The 10,094-nt window shown below is 67.9% G+C and carries 12 protein-coding genes; 10 read left to right on the top strand and 2 right to left on the bottom strand.

Going from position 1 to position 10,094, the window contains the following annotated elements; all coding sequences use genetic code 11:
- The first annotated feature begins 41 nt into the window (after window positions 1-41).
- The 3 genes from tesB to ROV93_RS14305 all read left to right on the top strand — a co-directional run bounded on the left by tesB (window position 42) and on the right by ROV93_RS14305 (window position 2,849).
- A complete protein-coding gene (gene tesB / locus ROV93_RS14315) occupies window positions 42-950 on the top strand; it encodes an acyl-CoA thioesterase II (protein ID WP_005412623.1) in 909 nt (302 codons plus the stop codon).
- A gap of 4 nt (window positions 951-954) precedes the next feature.
- Window positions 955-1,449, top strand: a complete 495-nt coding sequence (locus ROV93_RS14310) for a pathogenicity-like protein (RefSeq protein WP_072166922.1) — start codon at window positions 955-957, stop codon at window positions 1,447-1,449.
- A 182-nt stretch (window positions 1,450-1,631) separates the two neighbouring features.
- Window positions 1,632-2,849, top strand: a complete 1,218-nt coding sequence (locus ROV93_RS14305) for a sigma-70 family RNA polymerase sigma factor (RefSeq protein ID WP_061480376.1) — start codon at window positions 1,632-1,634, stop codon at window positions 2,847-2,849.
- Window positions 2,850-2,900: 51 nt separating this feature from the next.
- Here ROV93_RS14305 and ROV93_RS14300 read toward each other — a convergent pair whose 3' ends face one another.
- Complete coding sequence (locus ROV93_RS14300; protein WP_061480377.1) at window positions 2,901-3,461, bottom strand: EF-hand domain-containing protein; 561 nt, start codon at window positions 3,459-3,461, stop codon at window positions 2,901-2,903.
- A 156-nt stretch (window positions 3,462-3,617) separates the two neighbouring features.
- On the opposite strand from ROV93_RS14300, the gene ROV93_RS14295 reads away from it, so the two are divergent.
- Both ROV93_RS14295 and ROV93_RS14290 read left to right on the top strand, forming a co-directional pair.
- On the top strand, window positions 3,618-4,373 hold the full coding sequence (locus tag ROV93_RS14295; RefSeq protein ID WP_061480378.1) for an arginyltransferase: 756 nt from the start codon (window positions 3,618-3,620) through the stop codon (window positions 4,371-4,373).
- A gap of 37 nt (window positions 4,374-4,410) precedes the next feature.
- The gene (locus tag ROV93_RS14290) at window positions 4,411-5,616 is read left to right on the top strand and encodes an endonuclease/exonuclease/phosphatase family protein (protein WP_072166924.1); all 1,206 of its coding nucleotides are present in this window, start codon (window positions 4,411-4,413) and stop codon (window positions 5,614-5,616) included.
- Window positions 5,617-5,701: 85 nt separating this feature from the next.
- Here ROV93_RS14290 and purT read toward each other — a convergent pair whose 3' ends face one another.
- The gene (gene purT, locus ROV93_RS14285) at window positions 5,702-6,889 is read right to left on the bottom strand and encodes a formate-dependent phosphoribosylglycinamide formyltransferase (RefSeq protein ID WP_072166926.1); all 1,188 of its coding nucleotides are present in this window, start codon (window positions 6,887-6,889) and stop codon (window positions 5,702-5,704) included.
- 137 nt (window positions 6,890-7,026) lie between these two features.
- Between purT and ROV93_RS14280 the strand changes: the two genes are divergently transcribed.
- From ROV93_RS14280 to ROV93_RS14260, 5 genes are read left to right on the top strand one after another with little or no spacing between them, the layout of a single operon-like run.
- Window positions 7,027-7,908 (top strand): SPFH domain-containing protein, encoded by an 882-nt coding sequence (locus ROV93_RS14280; RefSeq protein ID WP_061480381.1) that lies wholly within the window; start codon window positions 7,027-7,029, stop codon window positions 7,906-7,908.
- Between the two features lie 45 nt (window positions 7,909-7,953).
- Window positions 7,954-8,133 carry a hypothetical protein gene (locus tag ROV93_RS14275; RefSeq protein WP_005415691.1) on the top strand — a complete coding sequence of 60 codons (180 nt, stop codon included), beginning with the start codon at window positions 7,954-7,956 and terminating at the stop codon, window positions 8,131-8,133.
- Window positions 8,130-8,309, top strand: a complete 180-nt coding sequence (locus ROV93_RS14270; protein WP_005415690.1) for a DUF4177 domain-containing protein — start codon at window positions 8,130-8,132, stop codon at window positions 8,307-8,309. Before ROV93_RS14275 ends, ROV93_RS14270 begins: the two co-directional genes overlap by 4 nt.
- Before the next feature lie 3 nt (window positions 8,310-8,312).
- Window positions 8,313-8,906, top strand: a complete 594-nt coding sequence (locus tag ROV93_RS14265) for a PH domain-containing protein (RefSeq protein ID WP_072166927.1) — start codon at window positions 8,313-8,315, stop codon at window positions 8,904-8,906.
- A 9-nt stretch (window positions 8,907-8,915) separates the two neighbouring features.
- Window positions 8,916-9,725, top strand: coding sequence for a M15 family metallopeptidase (locus ROV93_RS14260; protein WP_072166928.1), 810 nt, complete (start codon window positions 8,916-8,918; stop codon window positions 9,723-9,725).
- Window positions 9,726-10,094 lie beyond the last annotated feature (369 nt).

Genomic DNA, 10,094 nt, shown 5'->3' with positions numbered 1-10,094 from the left:
ACCGGTATAATCGGGGCCTCTTCACTGCTGTGGCCGCCCCCTTGAACGACACGCCCGAACCCGTCGTCTCCGAGCTGATCGACCTGCTCACGCTGGAGCGGCTGGAGGACAACCTGTTCCGCGGGCAGAGCCGCGACATCGGCACCAAGTACGTGTTCGGTGGGCAGGTGCTGGGCCAGGCACTGGCTGCGGCGCAGGCCACGGTCGACAATGGCCGTCACGTGCACTCGCTGCACGCCTACTTCCTGCGCGCCGGCAACATCGACCACCCGATCGTCTACGACGTGGACCGCACCCGCGATGGCGGCAGCTTCTCGGTGCGACGGGTCACCGCGATCCAGCACGGCAAGGTGATCTTCTTCTGCGCGGCCTCGTTCCAGCAGGCCGAGACCGGCGCCGAGCACCAGCACAAGATGCCCGAGGTGCCGCAGCCGGAAGACATCGAACCGAATCGCCCGCTGCCGGCCGAGGTGCTGGAGCGACTGCCGATCAAGGTGCAGCGCTGGCTGTCGCGTGGCGGCCCGTTCGAGTTCCGCCACGTCTACCCGCGCGACGAACTGAACCCGCCCAAGCGCCCGCCCTACCACCAGGTGTGGCTGCGCCTGAGCGAGCCGGTCGGCGATGCACCGGAGCTGCACCAGGCGCTGCTGGCCTATGCCTCCGACTTCCACCTGCTGGGCACGGCAACCTTCCCGCACGGCATCAGCTACTACCACCCGCACGTGCAGATGGCCTCGCTCGACCACGCAATCTGGTTCCACCGCCCGTTCCGCGCCGACGACTGGCTGCTGTATTCGCTGGACAGCCCCAGCGCGCAGGATTCGCGCGGCCTGGCCCGCGGCCAGTTCTTCACCCGCAACGGCGTGCTGGTGGCCAGCACCGCGCAGGAAGGCCTGATCCGCGTCGTTCCGGACCAGGCTGCGGCCGCTGCCGTGCCGGCCAAGGAGTAAACCCATGCGCCAGATCTTCAGCAGCCAGCGCGTGGAAACCGTCGAGGGCGTGGCCGAGCTCCTGCGCGGGCATGGCATCGAGGTCAAGGTGACCAACGGGCGCTCGTACAAGACCCGCCGCCGCGGCCAGTTCAGTTATACCGACCTGGGCAACGCCAACGCCTATCCGGCGGTGTGGATCGTGCGTGCCGACGATCAGCCGCGCGCGCGCGAAATCCTGCGCGAGGCGCGCCTGCTCGATACCACCCGCCGCGACCACCCCACGGCCGAGTTCGCCTTCCGCGACGCGCCTGAAACGGGCAGCGGCGGCCGCAGCTGGGCCTGGCGCATCCGCATCGCCCTGCTGGTGGTGATTGCTGGCGTGGCGTTGGTCATCGGCCTGCGCCATCGTGGTGCCCCGGCACCCGCCCCGCAGGCCCAGCCGCAGCAGGCGCAACCGGCCCCGCAGGCCGCCCCGGAAGAGGACGAAGTCCGGGTCCGCATCCAGCCCTCGAAGTGATTCGCGGGTGAAAAAGGGGACGGAGGGGATTAAGTCGTTTGTGGCACAAACGACTTAATCCCCTCCGTCCCCTTTTTGTCATGAGGATGCCGGCCAGCGGCCGGCACTACCGCACAGAATGCTGGTCACACTTCGCGCGCGGCTCCGTCATGGGACACAATCCCCGCAGGAGAGCCGCCGCCATGACGACGTTCGCCGCATCGATCGACCAGACCCTGGAACGCGAACTGCCCGCCGCCGCCAGCGGTTGCCAGCACGCCTACGGCCGCATCGTGCTGGCCTGCCAGAACACGGTCACCGCCATCGCGCTGGCCATCACCCGGGACCGCCAGGCCAGCGAGGACATCGCCCAGGAGGCCTTTGTGAAGGGCTGGCAGCAGCTGCACCAGCTACGCAGCGCGACCAGCTTCCTGCCTTGGCTGCGGCAGATCACCCGCAACCTGGCCCGCGACTGGCTGCGCGCCCAGCGTGGCCGTCCACTGACCGGCGAGGCGGCCGAGGTGGCGATGGGGATGGCCGCAGATCCGTCCCCGGGCGCAGCCGATCGCCTGCAGCGGGTGGAGGAAGAAATCGCCGCCGAGGACATCATCTCCACCCTGCCCGCCGACAGCCGCGAAGTCCTGTTGCTGTACTACCGCGAAGGCCAGCGCTCGCAGCAGGTGGCCGACCTGCTCGGGCTCAGCGACGCCGCCGTGCGCAAGCGCCTTTCGCGCGCGCGCGCGCTGGTGCGCGACGGCCTGCTGCAGCGCTTCGGTGAATTCGCCCGCAGCAGCGCGCCGAGCGCCGCCTTCGCCACCGCCGTGGTGTCGATGATGCTGGTGGCCGCGCCCGGCACCGCCAGCGCCGCGATCCTGCTCGGCACCGGCGTCGGCATCGGTGGCAGCAAGCTCGGCCTGGGCGGCGCCAGCGTAGCCGGTGGTACCGCAATGGGCACCCTGACCGCCACGCTCGGCCAACTGCATGTGCTGCCAGTGGCAAGCTGGGGGGCGATCCTCGCCGGTGTCGCCGGCGGCGCGATCGGCAGCTACCTCGGTGCACGCTTCCTGATGTCCTATACCGAGACCGAACGCGAACGCGCGCAGGTTCGGCACTTTGTCCGCCTCAACACCGGTACTGGCTTGGTCTGGTGCCTGGCGATGCTGCTGGCGGCACTGTTGCAGGCTCCGATCTGGAGCCAGATGCTGCTGCTGGCATTGGGCCTGGGTGTGGTCAACTACCAGTGCCTGGTGCCGCTGCAAAGGGTGATGGCGCCGATGATCGCGCGCGATTCGGCGCGGCGTGGGCGCCGCGGAACCAACTGGAAATTCGAATCCATGTACGGTCGCACCGGCATCATCGGGGCGAACCTGCTGGTGATCGCCCTGGTGGTGTATGTGCTGATGCGCAACGGCCATCTGTAACCGACAACGCCGGCACTGCGCCGGCGTTGTCTCCGATCACCGCATTGACACTCAGCGCTGCGGCTTCGGTGCGCCGCCATCGCGTGGACCGCCCTGGCGCGGGCCGCCGTGCATCGGGCCCTTGGCTGCGTCGAACTCGGCCTTGCTCAGCTGGCCGTCCTTGTTGGTGTCGGCGGCAGCGAACCAGGCATCACGATGCTGCTTCATGCGCAGCTCGCGGTCGGCCTTGTCCAGGTAACCGTCCTTGTTGAGGTCGAGCCGGTCGAAGCGCGCAGCCAGGCGCGGATCGGCCTTGGCCTCGTCGCGGCTGATGCGGCCGTCCTTGTTGACGTCCAGCCTGGCCCAGCGCTCACCGCCGTGGCCACGGCGGCCATGCTGCCAGCGCGGCAGCTCATCGCGCGAGAGCTTGCCGTCCTTGTTCTTGTCCAGCTCGTCGAACTTCGCGGCCAGGCGCGGATTGGCAGCCGCCTCGCTGCGGTCGATCACGCCGTCGCCATTGGTGTCCAGCTTGGCCGGGCGCTGCGCGGGCATGGCCGGGGTGTCGGCGGCCAGCGCGATTCCGGAAGCGGAGGTGCCCAGCAGCAGGGCCAGCAGCAGGGGGGTACGGATCATGAGGTCACTCCTGGGGATGGGAACAGCGTCGGGGTGATCACTTCACCCTCGGGGGACAACAACGCCCGGGCGCGACGTCGGTTGACGCCACTGCCGATTCCATTCATCCGCCGGACAGTCGCCGCCTCTGCGACAGGCTGGGGCTATGCTGTGCCCATGGCGATACATGGCGACAGAGACGACGAACTGCGACTTTTCCAGACCGGCGAGCACCCCTGCGGGTACTGGTCCGACCGGGTGGCGCGCGACCTGGTGCTGGACCCGCACGATCGCCGGCTGGGTGGCCTGTACCCGCTGGCACTGAGCTGGGGCTTCCGCCGCAGCGGCGACCTGGTCTACCGGCCGCACTGCGCGCACTGCCAGGCCTGCGTGGCGGTGCGGATCCCGGTGGCGCGCTTCGCCCCGGACCGCAGCCAGCGCCGCTGTGCCGCCCGCAATGACGACCTGGAGGTGCGGATCACTGCCGCCACCGCCCGCGACGACCTGTTCGCGCTGTATCACCGCTACCTCACCCACCGCCACGCCAATGGCGGCATGGACGACCACGGCCCGCACGAGTTCGAGCAGTTCCTGATCGGCAGCTGGTCGCACACCCGCTTCATGGAGATGCGCCTGCCCGGCCACGACGGCCAGCCCAGCCAGCTGCTGGGGGTGGCGGTGACCGACGTCACCGAGCATGGCCTGTCGGCGGTCTATACGTTCTTCGACCCGGACCACGCCGCGCGCGGGCTGGGTACCTTCGCGATCCTGCAGCAGATCGAGTGGGCGCGCCGCGAGGGTCTGCCGCACGTGTACCTGGGCTACTGGATCCGCGGGCACCAGAAGATGGACTACAAGCGCCGCTTCCATCCCCTTGAGGCCTACGACGGCCGCCGCTGGCACGATTTCGACAACGAACTGGACGGGCGCTGACAAACCGCTGACACCGGGCCGGGTGCAGAATAGGGGGATGAACGCCAAACCCCTGATCCTCGCCCTGGCCCTGCTCTGCGGCGCCACCGCCCCCGCCTTTGCCACGTCCCCCGCGATGACTGAGAAGCCGTCCACTGCGCTGCGCCTGGCCACCTACAACACGTCGCTGTACTCCGATGATGCCGGTGGCCTGATCAAGGAACTGGAGGGCGACAGCGAGCACGCACGCAAGATCGCCGCCGTGCTGCAGCAGGTGCGCCCGGACCTGGTGCTGCTGAACGAATTTGATTTCGACGATGCCCATCGCGCCGCCGACCTGTTCCAGAAGCGCTACCTGGAAGTCGCCCAGCCCGGCGGCGGCAAGCCGCTGCACTTTGCCTACCGCTACCTGGCGCCGGTCAACACCGGTGTGCCCAGCGGCCTGGACCTGGACAACAACGGCGTGGTCGGCGGCGAAGGCCGCGGCCGTGGCAATGACGCGTGGGGCTACGGCCTGCACCCGGGCCAGTACGGCATGCTGGTGCTGTCGCGCTACCCGATCGATGAAACCAAGGTGCGCAGCTTCCAGCTGCTGAAGTGGAGTGCGATGCCCGGTGCCATCCGCCCGGTCGATCCGCGTACCGGCCAGAGCTTCTACAACGACCACGTGTGGTCGCAGCTGCGCCTGTCCTCGAAGTCGCATTGGGACGTACCGGTGAAAACCCCGGGCGGCGTGGTCCACGCGCTGGTCTCGCATCCGACGCCGCCGGTGTTCGACGGCCCGGAAAAGCGCAACGCGGCACGTAACCACGACGAACTGCGCCTGTGGCAGGAATACCTGTCCAAGGGTGAGAAGCCCTGGCTGTGCGACGACAAGGGCCAGTGTGGCGGCCTGGCGCAGGACGCGCGCTTCGTGATCCTCGGCGATCTGAACAACGACCCGGTCGATGGCGATGGCCGCCACGAGGCGATCGTCGAGCTGATCGAGAACGCGCGCGTGCTGCGCTACCCCACCCCGCGCAGCGTCGGCGGTGAGCAGACCAGCCTGGCCTATGCGGCCAAGGGTATCGAACGCAAGGGCGCACCGTTCCACGCCACCGGCGATTTCGGCCCGAAGTCCGGCACCATGCGCCTGGACTATGTGCTGCCCTCGACCGGTTTCGAGTACGTGGGCAGCGGCATTTTCTGGCCGGCCAATGAAAGCCCGGAAGCGAAGATCGCCGACGGCAGCGACCACCATCTGGTGTGGGTGGACGTGCGGTAGAGTCGACTGCACGTTGAGCGTACCGACCAACGGTCGGTACCCACCGGGTTTCGGTAGGCGACGACCGTTGGTCGTCGCTCCTTTTTCAGGGGCGCAGTTCGACGCCGATGGCGTCGGCGGCATCACGCGCGACGGCGCGTGCTTCGTCGATGTTTTCCGCGCGCGCCAGGGTGACACCGACGCGGCGGTGGCCATGCACGCTCGGCTTGCCGAACAGGCGCACGGCGGTATCCGGTACCTGCAGCGCGGCGGCGACATTGTTGAAGTACGGCACACCCTCGCCGTGTGCCAACAGCGCGCACGACGCCGACGGGCCACTCTGGCGGATCACCGGAATCGGCAAGCCGAGGATCGCGCGCGCGTGCAGCGCGAACTCGCTCAGCTCCTGCGATACCAGCGTCACCAGGCCGGTATCGTGCGGGCGCGGTGACACTTCACTGAACCACACCTCGTCGCCCTTCACGAACAGCTCGACGCCGAACAGGCCCCAGCCGCCAAGGTCGTCGGTGATCGCACGCGAAATCTCTTCGGCACGCGCCAGTGCCGCGCTCGACATCGGCTGTGGCTGCCAGCTTTCGCGGTAGTCGCCGTCCTTCTGCAGATGGCCGATCGGCGCGCAGAACGAGGTGCCACCGGCATGGCGCACGGTCAGCAGGGTGATCTCGTAATCGAAGTCGATGAAACCCTCGACGATGCAGCGGCCGGCACCGGCACGGCCACCGGTCTGTGCGTACTCCCAGGCCGGAGCGATGTCCGCTTCGCTGCGCAGGGTGCTCTGGCCCTTGCCCGAGGACGACATGACCGGCTTGACCACGCACGGCAGGCCGATGGCGGCCACGGCAGCGCGGTATTCGGCCTCGGTATCGACGAAGCGGTAGGGCGAGGTCGGCAGGCCCAGGGTTTCGGCGGCGAGGCGACGGATGCCTTCGCGATCCATGGTCAGGCGTGCGGCGCGCGCAGTCGGGATCACCCGCAGGCCCTGCTCCTGCTCCAGCTGGACCAGGGTCTCGGTATGGATGGCCTCGATCTCCGGCACCACCAGATGTGGCTGCTCCTGGGCGATCAGGGCGCGCAGCGCCATCGCATCGAGCATGTCGATCACGTGCGAGCGGTGGGCGACCTGCATGGCCGGGGCATCGGCGTAGCGGTCAGCGGCGATCACTTCCACGCCCAGCCGCTGCAGCTCGATGGCCACCTCCTTGCCGAGTTCGCCCGAGCCCAGCAGCAGCACGCGGGTGGCGGAGGGGGACAACGGAGTTCCAAGCTTGGCCATGGCGGTTCCAGCAGCGACGTGAAGGCGGGGGGGCATTCTAGCTGGCCGCGCACCCTGACCATGGCATCCGACGAACGGTAGTCGACAAGTGATATCAATTTGATATCTTCAATTCGAACCCTCAAGGAAGTACCGCCATGAAAGAGAAGTCGCTTGCCTCCCTCAACGGCCTGGGCACCCTGGCCGGATCCCTGCTGGTCGCGCTGGCGGGTACCGCACTGTTCGTACTCGGGGCGACGACCAGGACCGGTTCCGGCTCACCGAACCTGCTGCTGATGCTGGCCGGCATGCTGGTGATCTTCGCTGCGGTCTTCATCCTGGCCGGCCTGTACACCATCCAGCCCAACCAGGCGGCGGTGCTGAGCCTGTTCGGCAAGTACGTCGGCACCGTCAAGGACAACGGCCTGCGCTGGAACAACCCCTTCTATGCCAAGCGCCGGGTCAGCCAGCGCGTGCGCAACTTCGAGAGCGGCAAGCTGAAGGTCAACGAGCTGGACGGCAGCCCGATCGAGATCGCCGCGGTCATCGTCTGGCAGGTGGTCGATGCCTCCGAGGCCGTCTACAACGTGGACGACTACGAAAGCTTCGTGCACATCCAGTCCGAATCGGCGTTGCGCGCGATGGCCACCAGCTATCCCTACGACCAGCACGAGGAGGGACAGCTGGCGCTGCGCAGCCATGCCAGCGAGATCTCCCAGCACCTGAAGAACGAGCTGGCCGAACGCCTGGCCGACGCTGGCGTGCAGGTGATCGACGCACGCATCAGCCACCTCGCCTACGCCGCCGAAATCGCCCAGGCGATGCTGCAGCGGCAGCAGGCCAACGCAGTGATCGCTGCACGCACGCGCATCGTGGCCGGTGCGGTCGGCATGGTTGAAATGGCCCTGGCCGAACTGCAGAAGAACGGCGTGGTGCAGCTGGATGAGGAACGCAAGGCGCACATGGTCAGCAACCTGCTGACCGTGCTGTGCTCGGACCGCGGCACCCAGCCGATCGTCAACGCCGGTTCGCTGTACTGAACCACCCTCGCAACGGGGCGCCCCACCGCCCCGCCAGGAGCTTGCATGAGTGAGAAGAAAGCCTACCCGCTGCGCATCAATGCCGACGTCCTGGCCGCCGCGCAACGCTGGGCTGACGACGAGCTGCGCAGCCTCAACGCGCAGATCGAGTATGTGCTGCGCGACGCCCTGCGCAAGGCAGGCCGCCTGCCGAAACCCACGCCATCTTCAGAGGACAAGGAATGAGCAAGCGCTGGAGCTACCAGACGATCGAGGTCAAGACGTCCATGATGGGCCTGCTCAAGGCCGAGGACATCCAGAGCGAACTGAGCCGCCAAGGCCAACTGGGCTGGGAGCTGGTCAACATCATCATCCCCGCACCGATGCGCCCGGCGATGCTGGTGTTCAAGAAGGAGGCCTGAGCCATGGGCGCCAGCGATCCGAAACAGTACGAGGTGGCCGAGAGCTCGCCGTTGCGCGTGCTGTGGATCGTGCTGCCCCTGCTCGCCGCCTTCGTGGCCTGCTTGTATGCGCAGCTGTACAAGGCGCCGGCCAGTGCCCCCTGGATCGAAGTAACGCTGTCGCCGCCCTGGTTCCGGATGGGCGGCAGTGCCGCCTGGAGTCTGCTGGTGATCGCGGTACTCGGCATCGGGTTGGGCGCAGCATTCTTCCGTCGCCGGGTGGAACTGGCCGACAACGTGCTGGATGTGCGCTCGACGATGTACCGCCGCCGCGTTCCGGTGGCGCAGCTGCGGCTGGACCAGGCCGAGGTGGTCGACCTGCAGCGTGACCCCCGCTATGGCATCCGCTTCAAGACCAACGGCTACGCAATGCCGGGCTTCTATTCCGGCCACTTTCGCCTGCAGGGCGGCGCCAAGGGCTTCGCGCTGGTCACCAACCGCGCGCGCGTCCTCGCCCTGCCGGTCCGCGATGGCAGCACCCTGCTGCTCAGTCTCGATCGGCCACAGGCGCTGCTGGAAGCACTGCGCAAGGTGGCCGTGCCGGGCCCGCGGCAGTAAGCTGCGGCGATGCAACGACGCCTGCCCCTGCTGATCAATACCGAAGCCATCGAACTGTGGCCCGCAGACCTGCTGCGTGCGCGCAGCAATCTCGACGCGCGCCTGCTGTCACGAGCGAACTGGGTGCTGCGGCGCAAATGCGATGGCCGTTACCTGGCGGCGGTGGTGGAACACGGCGTGCACGCCATGGTGCCGCGCCTGGCGCGCGAGCCCGGGGCCGAGGAAGCACTGGCCTTGCTGGATGCAGCCGCGGCCCGGCCATTCGGTGCAAATCTGGAAGCGCAGTGGCTGCCCCTCGCCGGCCTGCAGCAGCGCCTGCAGCAGCTCGGCCTGGATGCCCAGCGCTATGCCGACGACAGCGGCCTGCCGCTGGAACCCGAACCATGCCTGCTGCACTTCGCTGGGCGCGACCGCTTCGCCCGCCCGCTGTGGCTGCGCCGCGGCGCTGCACAGGGCTGGCGGCGGATGCGCCTGCATGCAGCGCGCGATGGCATCGCACTGGATGCAATCTCCGGCTTCCGCAGCCATGCCTACCAGCTGGGCATCTTCGAACGGAAACGAGCGCGCGGGCTGAGCGTGACGGAGATCCTGAAGGTGAATGCCGCGCCGGGGTTCAGTGAACACCATAGCGGCCATGCGCTGGACATCGGCACGCCAGGCGATGCCCCGGCCGAGGAATCGTTCGACGCTACCGATGCGTTCGCCTGGCTACAGGTGCATGCCGGCGCGCATGGCTTCCAGCTGAGCTACCCGCGCGACAACCCGCACGGCATCGTCTACGAACCCTGGCACTGGTGCTGGAGACCGGCCAACGGCTGAGCCCCTCGTGGCGACCGCAAGGCGAAATTCATGGAGCTGTCCGGGCGGATTCCGCGCGCGCCCACCACGAGATGGAACAAGAAGGCAAAGACAGAAGCCGGTCGCTTCGCTCGAAGCCTCTACAACGGATCAGCGCGCGGCTGTTGGGTCCGCCTTCAAGCGAGCCGAGCACCGCAGGTCCGGCGAGGGCGAAGAGGTGCGTGCGATTCTGTAGAGCCGAGCCACGCTCGGCTGCTCTCCGCACCGCCCCTCGACGGGCCGAGGAGCGCAGGGGACCGGTGCGCAGCACCGGCTCGCGGCCGGCGGCGCGTTTCTTTTGGTTACTTTTCTTTTCGCGCGAAATAAAAGTAACGCCCATGAACCATCACG

Source organism: Stenotrophomonas maltophilia group sp. msm4, assembly GCF_032025605.1.
GTDB classification, from domain to species: domain Bacteria; phylum Pseudomonadota; class Gammaproteobacteria; order Xanthomonadales; family Xanthomonadaceae; genus Stenotrophomonas; species Stenotrophomonas sepilia.
Note: the sequence above shows the minus strand (reverse complement) of the source record. Positions and strands in the feature narration are given on the sequence as shown.

Coding starts and splice junctions, on each gene's coding strand:
- ROV93_RS14310 (WP_072166922.1), top strand. CDS start 955: ATGCGCCAGATCTTCAGCAGCCAGCGCGTGGAAACCGTCGAGGGCGTG.
- ROV93_RS14305 (WP_061480376.1), top strand. CDS start 1,632: ATGACGACGTTCGCCGCATCGATCGACCAGACCCTGGAACGCGAACTG.
- ROV93_RS14300 (WP_061480377.1), bottom strand. CDS start 3,461: ATGATCCGTACCCCCCTGCTGCTGGCCCTGCTGCTGGGCACCTCCGCT.
- ROV93_RS14295 (WP_061480378.1), top strand. CDS start 3,618: ATGGCGATACATGGCGACAGAGACGACGAACTGCGACTTTTCCAGACC.
- ROV93_RS14290 (WP_072166924.1), top strand. CDS start 4,411: ATGAACGCCAAACCCCTGATCCTCGCCCTGGCCCTGCTCTGCGGCGCC.
- purT (WP_072166926.1), bottom strand. CDS start 6,889: ATGGCCAAGCTTGGAACTCCGTTGTCCCCCTCCGCCACCCGCGTGCTG.
- ROV93_RS14280 (WP_061480381.1), top strand. CDS start 7,027: ATGAAAGAGAAGTCGCTTGCCTCCCTCAACGGCCTGGGCACCCTGGCC.
- ROV93_RS14275 (WP_005415691.1), top strand. CDS start 7,954: ATGAGTGAGAAGAAAGCCTACCCGCTGCGCATCAATGCCGACGTCCTG.
- ROV93_RS14270 (WP_005415690.1), top strand. CDS start 8,130: ATGAGCAAGCGCTGGAGCTACCAGACGATCGAGGTCAAGACGTCCATG.
- ROV93_RS14265 (WP_072166927.1), top strand. CDS start 8,313: ATGGGCGCCAGCGATCCGAAACAGTACGAGGTGGCCGAGAGCTCGCCG.
- ROV93_RS14260 (WP_072166928.1), top strand. CDS start 8,916: ATGCAACGACGCCTGCCCCTGCTGATCAATACCGAAGCCATCGAACTG.